The 16,567-nt window shown below is 31.8% G+C and carries 17 protein-coding genes; all 17 read left to right on the forward strand.

The annotated features are described in order from the left end of the window. Positions 1-33: 33 nt before the first annotated feature. The 17 genes from rlmB to Q0K54_RS05570 all read left to right on the forward strand — a co-directional run bounded on the left by rlmB (position 34) and on the right by Q0K54_RS05570 (position 16,555). On the forward strand, positions 34-759 hold the full coding sequence (gene rlmB, locus Q0K54_RS05490) for a 23S rRNA (guanosine(2251)-2'-O)-methyltransferase RlmB (protein WP_294578846.1): 726 nt from the start codon (positions 34-36) through the stop codon (positions 757-759). Positions 760-777: 18 nt separating this feature from the next. Next, positions 778-1,377 carry a sigma-70 family RNA polymerase sigma factor gene (locus tag Q0K54_RS05495; protein WP_294578847.1) on the forward strand — a complete coding sequence of 200 codons (600 nt, stop codon included), beginning with the start codon at positions 778-780 and terminating at the stop codon, positions 1,375-1,377. 52 nt (positions 1,378-1,429) lie between these two features. Then, positions 1,430-1,579 carry a 50S ribosomal protein L33 gene (gene rpmG, locus Q0K54_RS05500; protein ID WP_294578848.1) on the forward strand — a complete coding sequence of 50 codons (150 nt, stop codon included), beginning with the start codon at positions 1,430-1,432 and terminating at the stop codon, positions 1,577-1,579. 12 nt (positions 1,580-1,591) lie between these two features. After that, positions 1,592-1,780 carry a preprotein translocase subunit SecE gene (gene secE / locus Q0K54_RS05505; protein WP_294578849.1) on the forward strand — a complete coding sequence of 63 codons (189 nt, stop codon included), beginning with the start codon at positions 1,592-1,594 and terminating at the stop codon, positions 1,778-1,780. Between the two features lies 1 nt (position 1,781). Next, entirely contained in the window at positions 1,782-2,336 is a 555-nt protein-coding gene (nusG, locus tag Q0K54_RS05510; protein WP_294578850.1) for a transcription termination/antitermination protein NusG, read from the forward strand. A gap of 328 nt (positions 2,337-2,664) precedes the next feature. Continuing rightward, positions 2,665-4,092 (forward strand): C40 family peptidase, encoded by a 1,428-nt coding sequence (locus Q0K54_RS05515; protein ID WP_294578851.1) that lies wholly within the window; start codon positions 2,665-2,667, stop codon positions 4,090-4,092. A 71-nt stretch (positions 4,093-4,163) separates the two neighbouring features. Further along, positions 4,164-4,637, forward strand: a complete 474-nt coding sequence (locus Q0K54_RS05520; protein ID WP_294578852.1) for a superoxide dismutase family protein — start codon at positions 4,164-4,166, stop codon at positions 4,635-4,637. Between the two features lie 65 nt (positions 4,638-4,702). After that, a complete protein-coding gene (locus tag Q0K54_RS05525) occupies positions 4,703-5,494 on the forward strand; it encodes a Cof-type HAD-IIB family hydrolase (protein ID WP_294578853.1) in 792 nt (263 codons plus the stop codon). A gap of 14 nt (positions 5,495-5,508) precedes the next feature. Further along, the gene (locus Q0K54_RS05530; RefSeq protein WP_294578854.1) at positions 5,509-6,195 is read left to right on the forward strand and encodes a glycerophosphodiester phosphodiesterase; all 687 of its coding nucleotides are present in this window, start codon (positions 5,509-5,511) and stop codon (positions 6,193-6,195) included. Positions 6,196-6,372: 177 nt separating this feature from the next. After that, positions 6,373-9,015 carry a bifunctional acetaldehyde-CoA/alcohol dehydrogenase gene (gene adhE / locus Q0K54_RS05535; protein ID WP_294578855.1) on the forward strand — a complete coding sequence of 881 codons (2,643 nt, stop codon included), beginning with the start codon at positions 6,373-6,375 and terminating at the stop codon, positions 9,013-9,015. 123 nt (positions 9,016-9,138) lie between these two features. Continuing rightward, positions 9,139-10,398, forward strand: coding sequence for an HdeD family acid-resistance protein (locus tag Q0K54_RS05540; RefSeq protein WP_294578856.1), 1,260 nt, complete (start codon positions 9,139-9,141; stop codon positions 10,396-10,398). A gap of 409 nt (positions 10,399-10,807) precedes the next feature. Beyond that, positions 10,808-12,412 carry a CTP synthase gene (locus Q0K54_RS05545; RefSeq protein ID WP_294578857.1) on the forward strand — a complete coding sequence of 535 codons (1,605 nt, stop codon included), beginning with the start codon at positions 10,808-10,810 and terminating at the stop codon, positions 12,410-12,412. Between the two features lie 172 nt (positions 12,413-12,584). Continuing rightward, positions 12,585-13,067, forward strand: a complete 483-nt coding sequence (ispF, locus tag Q0K54_RS05550) for a 2-C-methyl-D-erythritol 2,4-cyclodiphosphate synthase (RefSeq protein WP_294578858.1) — start codon at positions 12,585-12,587, stop codon at positions 13,065-13,067. Position 13,068: 1 nt separating this feature from the next. Next, complete coding sequence (gene gltX / locus Q0K54_RS05555) at positions 13,069-14,499, forward strand: glutamate--tRNA ligase (RefSeq protein ID WP_294578859.1); 1,431 nt, start codon at positions 13,069-13,071, stop codon at positions 14,497-14,499. A gap of 260 nt (positions 14,500-14,759) precedes the next feature. After that, a complete protein-coding gene (locus Q0K54_RS05560) occupies positions 14,760-15,560 on the forward strand; it encodes an immunoglobulin-like domain-containing protein (protein ID WP_294578860.1) in 801 nt (266 codons plus the stop codon). Next, a complete protein-coding gene (locus Q0K54_RS05565; protein WP_294578861.1) occupies positions 15,561-16,139 on the forward strand; it encodes a rhomboid family intramembrane serine protease in 579 nt (192 codons plus the stop codon). Then, entirely contained in the window at positions 16,127-16,555 is a 429-nt protein-coding gene (locus Q0K54_RS05570) for a DUF188 domain-containing protein (protein WP_294578863.1), read from the forward strand. Before Q0K54_RS05565 ends, Q0K54_RS05570 begins: the two co-directional genes overlap by 13 nt. Positions 16,556-16,567 lie beyond the last annotated feature (12 nt).

Consider the following 16,567-nt stretch of genomic DNA (forward strand, 5'->3'; position numbering starts at 1 on the left):
GAGATAAATTTGAGACGAAAATAGGTGAAAAATATGAAACAATATATATATGGTAAAAACACGATATTAGAAGCTTTAAAGGGAGAAAAACGTGTATATACTGTGTATATCCAAAACAATTTTAAAGACAACAAAATTATTGAACTTTGCAAAAGAAAAAATGTTCCATGTCGACGAATTGACAAGTCAGAATTTATCAAACGGGTTGGAAATGTCGTTCATCAAGGTATTATAGCTGAAGTTGAGGGCTATCGCTATTATTCGCTTGATGAAATAATTACCGCTATTCCTGAAGATAAACAGCCATTGTTGCTAATGCTTGATGGATTGGAAGATCCCCATAATTTAGGGGCAATTTTAAGAACTTGCGATGCTATTGGGGTTGATGGAGTTATTATTGGTAAAAAGCGTAGCGTTGGATTAAACGCCACAGTTGCCAAAGTGTCCACTGGAGCAATTGATCATGTAAAGGTTGCTCAAGTAACTAATTTATCAAGAACTTTAGAAGAATTAAAAAAACGTTCATTTTGGGTAGTTGGTTGTGAATTAAATCAATCTCAAGATTATCGGGCGATTGATTATAATATGCCATTAGTTGTAGTGATTGGATCTGAAGGTTTTGGAATTTCACGGCTGGTAAAAGAAAAATGTGATTTTAATGTTGTTTTACCAATGGTTGGACATGTTACTTCATTAAATGCATCAGTAGCCACAGCAGTGATTTTATATCAGGTATATAACTCACGTAACCCTTTATAAGCAGAAGGGAGGTAACCAATGAATGGTTACAGCGTTGAGGAATTGTATTATTTATATTTACAGGGCTGTCCGATTGCCAAAGAATATTTGATAAAGTATATATATCAGCAAATAGCGATTATTTTAACGCATTATTATTATGGTGGTTTATATCGTGATGAACAGGAAGATTATATACAAATTATCATGATGCGTATTTGTAAGTCTTTAAATAATTATCGGCCCGATAAAGGGATGGCAGTTAAGAGTTTTATATCAATGTTAATTGAAAGTGCAATTAAATCGGTAGTAGTAAAAAAACGTGGACGTGTCATTCGGGAAAGAAAAAAAGTTTATTCATTAGATGATTATTGTGATAAAGATCAGCGCTTACGCTATGTTGATAATATCAGTGATAATCAAGATCCTAATCAATATTGGCTTCAACAGGAATGGTATCAGGCAATCGATGCCTATATTTTAAAACAGTGTTCAAAATTTGAACAGGAAGTTGTTAAGTATCACAAAATGGGTTTAAGTAATAATGATATTGCCAAGAAGTTAAAAGTTGATATTCGAAGCATTTATAATGCTAATTATCGAATTCATCGTAAACTGGCAAAATTTAAATCTATTTGACTATCATTTACTTTTGTGTTAAATTAATATAACGTAGAAATGAGCTGATAAAATGAAAGAAAAAGTGATTTTAGTATGTACGGAGTGTTTATCTCGAAATTATACAATTACTAAAAATAAACGAGTTAATGTAAAAAGATTAGAACTAAATAAATATTGTAAAAGATGTGGACGCCACACTTTACACAAAGAAACTAAATAGGGAGGATTAGGTGTGAAATTTCGTGATTGGTTTACTTTAAAAGGTATTAGAAGTGAAATTAAGAAAATTAGTTGGTTATCAAAAAAAGAATTAGCCCAAAATTCAGCAATTGTATTAGCTTTTTGTTTTATAATGGGATTATACTTCTTTGCAGGTGATGCCATTATTGCATTTATTTTAAGAACATTGGGGATGAATTAATATGACAGGAATGAATGATGAAGGAAGACGCTGGTATGTAGTTAATACATATTCAGGTCATGAAAATAAGGTTAAAGAAAATCTAGAAAAACGTGTTGAATCAATGGGGTTGCAAGATGTTTTATTTCAAATTGTAATTCCTGAACATGTTGAAACTGAAATTAAAGATGGTAAAAAAATCAATAAGACCAAAAATATGTTCCCTGGATATGTTTTAGTGGAAATGATCATGACTGATGAAGCATGGTATGTCGTACGTAATACATCTGGGGTTACTGGATTTATTGGTTCTTCTGGTGGTGGGGCGAAACCATTTCCACTTCCAAAAAGTGAATTAGAGCCAATTTTAAAGAAAATGGGTATTAGCAGTGAAATATCAGTTGATTATGAACCAGGTGATCAAGTAAAAGTTGTGGCTGGTCCATTTGCTGGTAAGAGTGGTAAAGTTGAATCTATTGATACTGAAAAGGAACAAGCTAAAGTATTAATTGACTTTTTAGGAAATTTAACACCAATTGAAATAGATTTAGTTCAGTTAGAAAAGGCGGATTTGTAATTAAATCCGTTTTTTATTTTTGATGGTAATTTTATGGTAAAAAAAGGTATAAAAAGTCTTTTTTAGGTAATTATTAGTGTATAAAAAATATTTTTTCAAAATTTGAAAAAAATTGAAAATGAATTTTTTATCTTAAAATGTCATTTGTAAAAATAAAAAAATGCGCAGTAAGTCAAGGCTTTTTCAGAATTTTATGATGTGATAAAATGTTTTATATATTAAACATCTTATTTAATAATTGAAATTTCTGCGATTATATCGATAAAATTTGCAATTTTAAATAAAATATGATATTATGCAAAAGACGTTTAAGATAGGAAGTGAATTAATGAAAGAAAAACGTAAAAAACAATTAGTTGATTTTATTAATGAAAACATTATCAAACGGAAAGCTATGTTCATCCCAATTTTAGGGGTGTCTGTATTTATGTTAGTAGGTTACGCTGCAATCGATAAAGAAGCGCCGGTTATCGTTTCTAATCGAGTTGAAGTGCCTTACGGTGAAAAATTGGATTTAGACGTGATTAATATAACTGATAATCAAGATTCAAGAGAAGATCTAACAATTGAAGCTAAGGTTAATCAAGTTAATGTTGATCAATTAGGTGTTTATAATTTAGAAGTTCAAGCTACTGATGCTTCTTTAAATACAACTACTAAAACAGTTAGTGTGGCAGTTGTTGATAATGAGGCACCGGAATTCAAAGTAGCTGGGTCAACAAAAGGTTATATTGTTCAAGTTCCTATTAATGGAAGCAATGATATAACTAGTTATGTAACCGCAACAGATAATGTTGATGGTGACGTTTCACCATTTATTGAAGCTAGTCAACCTTTGGATGCTAGCCAAGCTGGAATTCAAGATATCACTTTAACAGTTACTGACTCATCAGGTAACGTTAGTGAAAAAACATTTGAATTTGCTGTTTCTGATTTAACAGCTCCAGTTGTAACTTTACCACAAGGTAATGATATTACAATTGATTATGGAACAGAGTTTAAATTAGAAAATTATTTAGTAGCTACTGATGATATGTCAGCTGTAACTAATACTGTTAGTGGAACAGTTGATACCACTAAAGAAAATGAAGTACAAACAATTGAAGTTGTTACTGCTGATGAATCACAAAATGAAGTTCATACTACTTTAAACTTCACAGTTAAAGATATTAGTGGACCACAAATCACTTTATCAACTGCTGCTGTTGAAGTTGAAAAAGATGCGGCTTTTGATCCTCGTCAATATTTAGTATCAGCGATTGATAATAAAGATGGCGATGTTACTGCTAATGTAGCTGTAAGTGGTATTGATACAAGTAGTACAGGTGATAAAACGGTAACCTTTACAGTTAGTGATAGTACTGGAAATCAATCTAGCGCTAATTTAACGGTTAAAGTTTATACACCAGGAAGTAAAATTTTAGAGACAGCATATACTAAATTAGGTACTCCTTATGTTTATGGAGCTAGTGGACCAAATTCATTTGATTGCTCAGGATTTACTTCATGGGTATATCGTCAACATGGAATCTCTATTGCCAGAACGGCTCAAGGACAATCACAAGGTGGGACACCAGTAGATCGTGCTAATCTGCAGCCAGGTGATTTAGTTTTCTTTGGTTCTAGTACAAGTAACATTACTCATGTTGGTATTTATGTTGGTAATGGACAAATGGTACATGCGCCACATACAGGTGATGTTGTAAAAGTATCTAGTTTAAATCGTAACTATGTCTGTGCTAGAAGATATCTATAACAACAATTTGAGAAGGGACATTTGTCTCTTCTTTTTTTATTTGCCGGCATATGCTATATAGGAGGGGTAAAATGAATCAATTTGATATTATTAGAGTTTTATGTCGACAAAATCCTCAGGCTTATGCTTTAATACGGGGACCTTTAATTACAGGTTCAATGCTGGCATATCCCTTTGAAGATGGAACAATTGTTGTTGTAGAAGCTCAGGGTCTACCGGTTACAGGATGTAATTTAGGAATTCATGCTATTCACATTCATGAAGGCAGCAGCTGTTCAGGTGAAGGAGATAATGCTTTTAGTCAGGTAGGTGGCCACTATAGTACTAATACTTGTCCACATCCATATCATGCTGGCGATTTGCCACCGCTTTTTTCAAGTGATGGTCGGGCCTGGATGGCCGTATATATTGATAAATTTACACCTGAGGACATCGTTGGAAAGACGATTGTAATTCATCAAAATTTAGATGATTTTACGACGCAGCCATCTGGAAATGCTGGTAAAATTATTGCTTGTGGTCAAATTATGCAATTATATCAATAATATTTACATTTCCTAAGTTAAATATTAACTTTAATTGTGTTACAATAAACACGCGGAGGTAAAAAATGGGTAAATTATTATTTTTTGATATTGATGGTACATTGATAGAATGTAATCAAGGAATTTATGCAATTACTGATAATATCAGAGTTGCATTAGATCAATTAAAAGCTAACGGACATGATGTTTTTTTAGCGACTGGCCGTTGTAAATGTTTCATTACTGATGGAGTTATGAACTACCCATTTAGCGGGTATGTAACATGTAATGGTGGATATGTTGAATATTTAAATAAACCAATTTATAAGGCTGTAGTTCCAAGTGAAGCGATTAAAGCAACAATGGAATTAGCCCGGCAATATAATTTAAATTATTATTTTGAAAGTAGTGATTATATCTATGTTCGTGATCGCAATGATCCTCGACATATTGAATTTGCGGATAATTGGGGAATGAAACCAGAGACTATTATTGATGATTTTGATCCTGAGGCCATTGAAACCTATATTGGAATGATTGTAGTTAATGATAAAAGTGATATTCCAGTTATGGTTGAAAAATTAAGTCCATATTTTGATGTTCAAAGACATCAAAGCGATTATTCGTTTGACTTGACTTTAAAAGGTGTATCTAAAGCGGTTGGAATTGAAAAGCTTGTCGAGCGGTTGAATCGTAAGATTGATGATACGATTGCTTTTGGTGATGGACGAAATGATATTGAAATGTTAGAAACGGTTGGAATTGGTGTGGCAATGGGAAATGCGGTCCCAGAAGCTAAGGCCGTTGCTGATTATGAAACTGATCGAATTGAAAATGATGGGATCGTTAAAGCTTTAGAACATTTTAAATTATTATAATTGGAGATTTGAATATGATCAAATTAGGACATCGTGGCTATAGTGACAAATATCCAGAAAATACGATGATTGCTTTTAAAGCGGCAATTGATGGCAATTTTGATGGGATAGAAACTGATGTACATTTGACTAAAGATAAGCAATTAGTTTTGATTCATGATGAAACAATCGATCGAACTTCTAATGGAACTGGGTCAATTAAAGATTATACGTATCAAGAATTATGTGAGTATAATTTTAATTATCATTTTAAAGACGTTACAGCAAAACTGCCTTTGCTGGTGGAATTATTAGATTATTGTCAAGATAAGAATGTTATTTTAAATTTAGAAATTAAAACTGATAAAATTCACTATCCAGATATAGAATTGTTGACTTATAATTTAGTTAAAGATAAGGGATTATTGGACCAGGTGATGTTTTCTTCGTTTAATCTAGATAGTTTATTGAAACTACGACAAATTGATCCTAGTTTATATTTAGGATATTTATTTGAAGAAGATTATCAAAAAAATAAGGCTCTTGTTTTGAAACATCATTTTCATTGTCATAGTAAATATGTATTTTTAACGCCTAATGAAATTAAGGAATATCGTCGACATGGTCTGGATGTAAATACCTGGACAGTTAATGATCGAGAAGTAAAAAACTTTTTGGTTAAAGCTGGTGTTAAGACTATAATTACAAATGTTGATATCTAGGGTAAAAGTATTTACCCTAGTTTTTTTGTATGATATAATATTGTAAACGTTTCCATTAGTGTAATGAAGATTTTATTGTGAAAAAATGCACAATATTGCTTGTGTTTTTCATCAATTTAAGGTACACTATCCGTGGAAACAAATTAAATATTTCACAATGAATCGGAGGAAGAAATAATGGCAGAAAAAAAAGCTGTTAACAAACCAGCAGAAATGACAAACGAAGAAATCGATGCTTATGTCGATCAACTGGTTTCTAAAGCATTAGTAGCTTTAGAAAAATTTGAAGACTTTACTCAAGAACAAGTAGACTACATCGTAGCTAAATGTTCTGTAGCTGGTCTTGATGCACACGGTACTTTAGCAGAGGCCGCAGTAAATGAAACAGGACGTGGAGTATTCGAAGATAAAGCCGTTAAAAACTTATTTGCTTGTGAATACGTAACTAACAATTTACGTCATTTAAAAACGGTTGGTATCATTAATGAAGATCCATTAACTGGAATTACTGAAATCGCTGAACCAGTAGGTGTTGTTTGTGGTATCGTTCCAACAACTAACCCTACATCAACTACTATTTTTAAATCATTAATCTGTTTAAAAACAAGAAATCCAATTATTTTCTCATTCCATCCAAGTGCAACTGCATGTTCAATTATGGCAGCAGTAGTAATGCGTGATGCAGCTATAGCAGCTGGTGCTCCTGAAGACTGTATCCAATGGTTGGAAACTAAATCTATGTATGCAACTACAGCATTAATGAAACACCCAGGTGTTGCAACTATCTTAGCAACTGGTGGTAACGCAATGGTTGCTGCAGCTTACTCTTGTGGTAAACCTGCATTAGGTGTAGGTGCTGGTAACGTACCTGCTTATGTAGAAAAATCTTGTATTTTACCAAGAGCAGTAAATGATATCGTATTATCAAAATCATTCGACAATGGTATGATTTGTGCTTCTGAACAAGCAGCTATTGTTGATAAAGAAATCTACGAAGAATTCAAGAAAGAAATTAGCCGCTTCAAAGTATACTGGGTAAACGCTGAAGAAAAAGCTAAACTTGAAAACTATATGTTCCCAGATAAAAACAAAGGTGTATTACCTGCAGTTGTAGGTAAACCTGCTACTTGGATTGCTGAACAAGCTGGAATCAAAGTTCCTGGAGATACTCAAATCCTTTTAGCTGAATGTAAAGAAGTTGGACCTAATGAACCATTAACAAGAGAAAAATTATCTCCTGTATTAGCTGTATTAAAAGCTGAAAGCACTGATGATGGTATCGCGAAAGCAGCAGCTATGGTTGAATTCAATGGTTTAGGACACTCAGCTGCAATCCATACAGAAAATCATGAAATTTCTAAACGTTTTGGACATGCATGTAAAGCTATCCGTATCATCGAAAATGCACCATCTACATTCGGTGGAATCGGTTCAGTTTATAACGCATTCATTCCATCATTAACATTAGGTTGTGGTTCTTATGGACATAACTCTGTATCTAACAACGTAAGTGCTGTTAACTTAATCAATATTAAGAGAATAGGGAGACGTAATAACAATATGCAATGGGTTAAACTTCCTCCAAAAATTTACTTCGAAAAAAATTCGATTAAATATTTAAGAGACATGAAAGAAATGGAAAAAGCCATGATTATTACTGATAGAGGTATGTATAATCTTGGTTATGTTGCAAAAATTGAAGATGTTATCAGAAGAAGAAGAAACAAAGTTGATATTGAATTATTCTTCGATGTTGAACCAGATCCAAGCTTAGAAACAGTAGAATCTGGGGTTGAATTAATGAGAAAATTCGAACCTGATACAATCATCGCTATCGGTGGTGGATCACCAATGGATGCTGCTAAAGTTATGTGGTTAATGTATGAACATCCAGAAGTATGCTTCGATGACATTAAACAAAAATTCATGGATATCAGAAAACGTGCCTTCAAATTCCCTGAATTAGGAAAGAAAGCTAAATTAATCTGTATCCCAACTACATCAGGAACTGGATCTGAAGTTACACCATTTGCCGTTATTACTGATAAAAAAGCAAGCAAAAAATATCCATTAACTGACTATGCATTAACACCAACAGTAGCAATCGTTGACCCTGAATTCGTAATGAGTTTACCAGCTTCAACAGCTGCAGATACTGGTATTGACGTATTAACTCATGCAATGGAAGCATATGTTTCTCTTTTAGCATCTGACTTTACTGATGGTTGGGCTAAACAAGCAGTTAAATTAGTATTTGATTACTTAGATGAATCAGTAAATAAAGGTACACCACTTGCAAGAGAAAAAATGCACAATGCAGCTACAATCGCTGGTATGGCATTTGCTAATGCATTCTTAGGAATGAACCACTCATTAGCTCATCAGATCGGTGGAGAATTCCACGTACCTCATGGACGTGCTAATGGTATCTTATTACCACATGTAATTAGATATAATGGATCTATTCCAACTAAATTAAATATCTGGCCAAAAATTGAAAACTATAAAGCTGATGTTAAATATATGGAATTAGCACAATTAATCGGATTAAATCCAAAAACTCCTGCAGAAGGTGTTGAAATGTTTGCTAATGCAGTAGAAGAATTGATGGCTAAAGTTCACTTAGCATCTAACTTCAAATCTCAAGGAATTGATAAGAAAGATTGGGATGAAGCTATTCATAGAATTGCTATGAATGCTTATGAAGATCAATGTACTCCAGCTAACCCTAGAATGCCTATGGTTAAAGATATGGAAGAAATCTTAAGAGTATCTTGGGATTATGAAAATCCATATGCAAGCAAATATGAAAAAAAATAATTTAAATAACTTAATTTGGAGATAGTAAAATGCTATCTCCTTTTTTCTTGACATATTGTTGGTTATTTTTTAATAACTTATGTGATATAATGAGTTATAAGTTTAATAAGCGAGGTGATTAAAATGCGTCGTAATATTTATAATGCAATATATTATTGTTTATTAGGAGTATTTTTAATTATGATAGCTATGTTAGCTTTGATCCAGCAAGAAAAATTTTTGCTTCATGTTTTTGATTTATTAGGAATTATTTTAATTGTTAATAGTTTATATGAGTTAAGTGTATTTTATCGTCGTCATTTTAAAGGATCGCTATTGCAGATTGTCTTTAATCTATCAGGTGGTATCTTGATTATTTTATTTCCAGATATTCCAATTAGATTATTATTGATTATTTTTGCTTTATACATTACATTAAATGGGATAATCAAGTTTATTTGTTATTTAAACTATAAAAAAGATCGCGTTAGTTATCGTTTGCATGTTTTGGTCGGTTCATTATTTTTGATTATTAATGGCTTAGCATTGCTGGGTGGTAATTATATGACATATCAAAATATAATGTTTTTTATCAGTGGTTATGGCATATTATTAGGGGTTAATTATATTATTGACGCTATTTTTATTATTATTCCCCAGCAACAAAGAGATAGCCTAAAACGACGCTTTCGGATACCATTACCGTTATTTATATCAGCATTATTACCAAAAGTGATGATGGATCATATCAATGAATGTATGAAAAAGCGAATAGAAGAATATGAAATTATTGAAGATAAAGAAGCTAATATTGAAATATGGATTCATGTTAGTGATGATGGTTTTGGAACAGTAGGACATTGTGATATTTGTATCGATGAACAGGTAATTTCATATGGAAATTATGATCGTGATTCAATAAGTATGTTTGAAGCTATTGGAGATGGAGTTTTATTTATCGCTCCTAGAGATCGATATTTAAAGTTTTGTATTGAAACATACCAGCAGACAATTTTTAGTTATAATTTAAAACTGACAATAAAGCAACTTAACAGTGTAAAAAGAGAAATTGAGCGGATGATGAAGCATACTTATAGCTGGTTCCCTCGAGCATATTATGAAAATAATTATTGTAAGGATTATGCCAGCAAGGTCTATTTAGCCACGAAAGCAGCCTTTTTTAAATTCAAGGCCGGAAGATTTAAAACTTATTTTGTTTTGGGTTCAAATTGTGTAAAATTAGTTGAAAAGATCATGGGTAAAGGTGGTTTAGATATTATTGATCTTAATGGGATCATTGCGCCAGGAACATATCAGACTTATTTAGAAAAAGAATTTCAAAGATTGAATGGATTAGTAGTTTCAAAAAATATATACAACAGATTGACAAAGTATCCGAAATAATTCATAATTAGTCTGTATTATGGTTATGTCAAGGAAAACAATAATACTGCATAGATGCCCCCTCTCCCATATAAATCATCTATGCATAAAAAGGAACAAGAAAATTGTTCCTTTTTTCATATAATCAACTTATAGTTCATACAATGTTCATAAACATTTTGTACTATATCATTGTCGTCAAGACAAGAGATAATATTAAAAGTATAGGTCACCCCCTTCTTCCCCAAATTCAATGACCTATACGTGAAAGGAAACGCTCCCCACGTTTCCTTTTTTTCTAAGTTGATAATGAAAAAAAATTCTTGCTTGAATAATAAAAATTTGGTAGAATGTAAAAGGGCAATTAGATGTCTTCCTTAGGAAGGCATTTTTATTTTTATATTATTAAAATAGAAAAGGAGATTTCTAGATGGCAAAATATATTTTTGTAACTGGTGGTGTTGTATCTGGTTTAGGTAAAGGATTAACTGCAGCATCATTAGGTCGAATTTTAAAACAAAGAGGATTAAAAGTGTTTATGCAAAAACTAGATCCTTATATCAATGTTGATCCTGGAACAATGTCGCCATATCAACATGGTGAAGTTTATGTTACAGCTGATGGAGCCGAAACTGATTTGGATTTGGGACATTATGAAAGATTTATTGATGAAGAGTTAAATCGTAATTCTTCAATTACTACTGGTCGAATTTATAGTGATGTAATTTCAAAAGAACGTCGTGGTGATTATTTAGGGGCAACCGTCCAAGTAGTACCTCATATTACAAATGAAATTAAAGCGAAAATTTATGCAGCAGCATCAAGTTCTAATGCTGATATCGTAATTACTGAAATCGGAGGAACGACAGGAGATATCGAAAGTTTGCCTTTTATTGAAGCAATTAGACAAATTCGATTAGATTTAGGATATGAGAATACGCTTTATATTCATACTACTTTATTACCATATATTGGTGCTAGTCATGAAGTAAAAACTAAACCAACACAACATAGCGTTAAAGAATTACGGGGATTGGGAATTCAACCAGATTTTATTGTTTGTCGTAGTGAAAAACATATTGATAAAGAGTTAAAAGATAAGATTTCTTTATTCTGCAATGTGCCAACTCAAAATGTTATTTCAAATTATGATGTTGATGTATTATATGAATTACCAATGATGTTATTAGAACAACATATGGATGATTTAGTTCTACAACATTTACAAATTGATTTACCACCTGCTGATATGGGTGAGTGGCAGCAATTAATCAATCGAGTTAAAGGTTTGAGTGATGAAATAACAATAGCATTAGTTGGAAAATATACTCAATTACCAGATGCCTATTTATCAGTTAATGAAGCCTTACGTCATGCTGGATATTATGAAAATAGTATTGTAAAAATTGATTTTGTTGATTCTGAAGAAATTACTAAAGAAAATGTTGCTGAAAAGTTGCAAGGTGCCGATGGAATGATTGTTCCTGGTGGCTTTGGAAATCGTGGAATTGAAGGAATGATTACGGCAATTGAATATGCTCGTGTTAATAAATTGCCATTTTTTGGAATCTGCTTGGGAATGCAATTAGCGTCAATTGAATTTGCCCGTAATGTTTGTGGCTTAAAAGATGCTAACTCACTAGAATTCGAAGAATTAGGAAAAACACCAATCATTACTTTAATGTCTGATCAGTCATTAATGGATATGGGTGGAACACAACGTCTTGGTAACTATAAATGTGATTTGGTACCAGGTACTAGAGCGCATCAGTTATATGGTAAAGATGAGATTAAAGAACGCCATCGCCATCGTTATGAATTTAATAATAACTATCGCGAATTATTAGAATCAAAAGGATTAGTGATTGCCGGAGTTAATCCAGAAAGAAATTTAGTAGAAATAATTGAAATTGAAGATCATCCATATTTTGTTGCTTGTCAATTCCATCCTGAATTTACAAGTCGACCTAATCGTTCTCAACCATTATTCCAAGGTTTAATTACGGCAGCTCATAAAAGAAAATATGAAAAATAGTTAGGATTTAATGGATTGCATTGTTTAATTGGATAATGTAATCCATTTTATTTTGAATATCTAGAATTAAAAGTGAGTAATTTATTTGTTTTTACTTAAACTTTAAAATAGCTAATAGCCCCTAGAATATGGATATTTTTTGTGTTAGAATATCCCGTGAAGGGGTGAAATTATGTATCGAATTGGACAATCAACCGATATTCATCAATTAGTACCAGGTAGAAAGTTAATAATTGGTGGAGTTGAAATAGAATCAGAATTAGGGTTATTGGGTCATAGTGATGCTGATGTCTTAAGTCATGCCATAATTGAAAGTATTATTGGTGCTTTAGGATTAGGCGATATTGGTAAACATTTTAGTGATAGTGATGATCGTTATAAAGGAATCAGTTCGTTAGTTTTGATGGAAAAAACTTATGAAATGATGGATAAACAGGGCTATGAAATTAGTAATCTTGATGCTTTGATTTTGATTGAAAAACCAAAAATGGCACCTCATATTCCCAAAATGAAATCAAATATTAGTCGGATTTTAAAATGTGATCCCAATAAAATTAATATTAAGGCAACACGTGGTGAAAAACTGGGATTTATTGGTCGCAGTGAGGGAGCAGTTAGTCAATGTGTTGTGATGTTAAAAAAGAAAGGAATTTAAAATGGAAAAAGTAAGAGTTAGATATGCGCCAAGTCCAACTGGACATTTACACATTGGTGGTGCTAGAACAGCATTGTTTAATTATTTATTTGCTAAACACTATGGTGGTGATTTTATTTTTAGATTGGAAGATACTGATATTGAAAGAAATATCGAAGGTGGTGAAGCCAGTCAATTAGATAATTTAGCCTGGTTAGGAATTATTCCTGATGAATCACCATTAAATCCAAATCCTAAATATGCCCCATATCGTCAAACTGAAAGACTAGATTTATATCGTAAATATGCAAATGAATTATTAGAACGGGGATTAGCGTATAAATGTTTCTGTACACCAGAAGAATTGGACGAAGAACATGATCGTCAAGTTGCTGCTGGTAAAGCGCCAATGTACAATGGAAAGTGTCGTAATTTATCACCAGAAGAAGTGGCTGAAAAAGAAGCAGCTGGAATTCCATATACTATTAGATTAAAAGTACCTGCTAATAAAACTTATGAATTTAATGATATGATTCGTGGTCATGTGTCATTTGAATCAAATGATATTGGTGATTGGGTAATTGTAAAGGCTAATGGAATTCCAACTTACAATTTTGCTGTAGTTATTGATGACCATACTATGGATATCACTCATGTTTTTAGAGGCGAAGAACACTTGAGTAATACACCTAAACAAATGATGGTTTATGAAATGTTTGGATGGCAACCACCTGTTTATGGTCATATGACATTAATTGTTAATGAACAAAGAAAAAAACTATCTAAACGTGATGAAAGCATTATGCAATTTGTTTCTCAATACAAAGAAGAAGGATATTTGCCAGATGCAATGTTTAACTTTATGGCATTATTAGGATGGTCACCAGAAGGAGAACAAGAGATTTTTACTAAAGAGGAATTAATTAAAGAATTTAGTGAAAAACGTTTATCTAAGTCACCATCAATGTTTGATAAAAACAAATTGACATGGGTAAATAATCGTTATATTAAAGAACGTCCGTTAGAAGATGTAGTTGCTTTATGTCTTCCATATTTACAAGAAGCTTATGATTTATCAACAAAAAGTGATCAATGGATCAATGATTTAGTAGCAACTTATCATGATCAATTATCATATGGTAAGGAAATTGTTGGTTTGGTAGAGTTATTTTTCACTGATGAATTAGTATTAGATGATGAAGCTAAAGAATTTATGAAAGACGAAAGTATTCCTAATACTTTAGCAGTATTTAAAAAGCATTTAGAGGCAGTTGAAGATTTTACTAAAGAAAATATTCAAGCATGTATCAAAGCAACTCAAAAAGAAGCTAAAGTTCGAGGAAAAATGCTTTATATGCCCCTTAGAATTGCAACAACAGGAATTATGCATGGTCCTGATTTAGCAAGTTCTATTTGCTTGCTTGGAAAAGAAAAAGTTTTATCTCGTTTATAATTAACAAAAAATCATGATTAAGTTCATGATTTTTTTTGCGCCTAAAAATAGCATTTTGAAACTAAATAATCGCTTAAAAATTGTTATAGTGGTATAATAAAAAGTGTTTCATTAAAAGTTCACAATATTAAGATAAAATATAGACATACGATTGGCTTAAAAACTCTTAATTATTTATAATTAAGATTGATTTTTATTAAGAAAAAGACTAAGATAGTGCGTAAGCAGAGGTAAGTGATTAATAACAGGAAGGTGATATCATGAAAAATCGTATTATTGCAGTGATTTTGTCTTTTTTTATCGTTATTAATACTGTATTAATTGCTTGTGCTTTAAATGTTACTCCTTTAACTGTCAAAAGAGAAGTATTTGTCTATGAATATGGAAGTGCCATCTCAACAGCACCTCAGGACTATATTAATGCCAATGAATCGATATTGGAACAGGTAACATTAAACTTCTCTAATTTAAAAAATGAAATTGGTACTTATCACGTTTCAGCGACTTATTTAGGAGAGGAATATCCGTTTGTTATTGAAATTGTTGATACAACAAAACCAGTATTCACATTAAAAGCCGTTACTTTTAATGTTGATTTAAATAAAGAAATATATGCAATCGATTTAATAGAAGAAGTTGAAGATAACTCAGATTATACAGCTTATTTTATTGATGAAAATGGCGATAAGTCATTATCACGTTCATACAGCGAAAAAGGATCATATGTTGAAAATATATTAGTAGCAGATAGTGCTGGAAACGAATCTTCATCATTAAGAGTGAAGATTGTCGCTGGTCAAAACGGTAATAATCCAACATTATCAGGAATTGATGATATCGAAGTGTTAAAAGATACTAGTTTTGATCCGTTAAAAGATGTCAAAGCTACGGATGGTAGTGGTAATGATATTACAAGTAATATAAAAATATTAAAAAATAATGTTGATACTAGTGAAGTTGGTGAGTATGAAGTTATTTATTCAGTAACTAATGACAAAGGAAATACTTTACAGCGAACAAGAAAAGTAACAGTAGTAAAAACTGAAAAAACAGGTGATTAGATGATTACAAATGCAATAATAATAATATCGATAATAATTTTTATCATTATTAATTTTGTTGATAAAAGTGACGATAAAACATCTTTAGCAATCAAATATGGGGCCTTTTATATGCCCCGTATTGAAATAAAAAAAGAATGTTGGCGATTTATAACAGCTAACTTTGTTCATATTGATGTTTTACATATCTTTATGAATGCCTACTGTATCTATAATCTAGGACATTTTTTAGAATATCTTTTAGGTACCGGACCATATATTTATCTGGTTTTAGTAACTTGTTTAGCTACAAGCTTGGCTTGTTATTATCAGGCTAAACATTTTGTAGCCAGCTATAATAGTGTGACTTTAGGAGCCAGTGGTATTTTTTATGGCTATCTAGGGGCAATTATTGCTCTAGGAATATTTGTTGGTGGTTATTTTGGGTATGTTTTACAACGCTATTTATACGTTATTGTAATTAATATCGCCTTTACTTTATTAAATCGTCAAATTTCTAAAGCTGGTCATTTAGGTGGTTTAGTAGGCGGTTTTTTAGCGATGACTTTATTAATTGGGACAATGATGTGGCGCTTTTAGTTGATGGGGACGCTTGTCCTGATTTATTGGAAATTAAAAAAATCGCAATCAAAAATCATGTTGAAATGACAGTTTATGTTGATTATGCCCATTTTATCCAGGATGATTATTTTAAAACGGTAATTTGTGAAGTAGGAAAAGACAGTACTGATTTTACTTTATTAAAGGAAGTTACAGCTGGTGATGTAGTAATTACTCAGGATTATGGTTTGGCTGGTATGGTTCTTAGTAAAGGAGCTAAAGTAATTCATCCATCAGGTAAAATTATCGATGATCAAAACATTGATGAATTATTATTATCGCGGTATTTATCTGCCAAGCAGCGCCGTAGTAATAAGCATATATCAGGACCCAAAAAAAGGGATAAGTTAACTAGACAGTATTTTCTTAACCAGATTGATAAAAATTTAAAATAAAACAAGGAACCA

The organism is uncultured Thomasclavelia sp. (assembly GCF_944324745.1).
Taxonomy (GTDB): domain Bacteria; phylum Bacillota_I; class Bacilli_A; order Erysipelotrichales; family Coprobacillaceae; genus Thomasclavelia.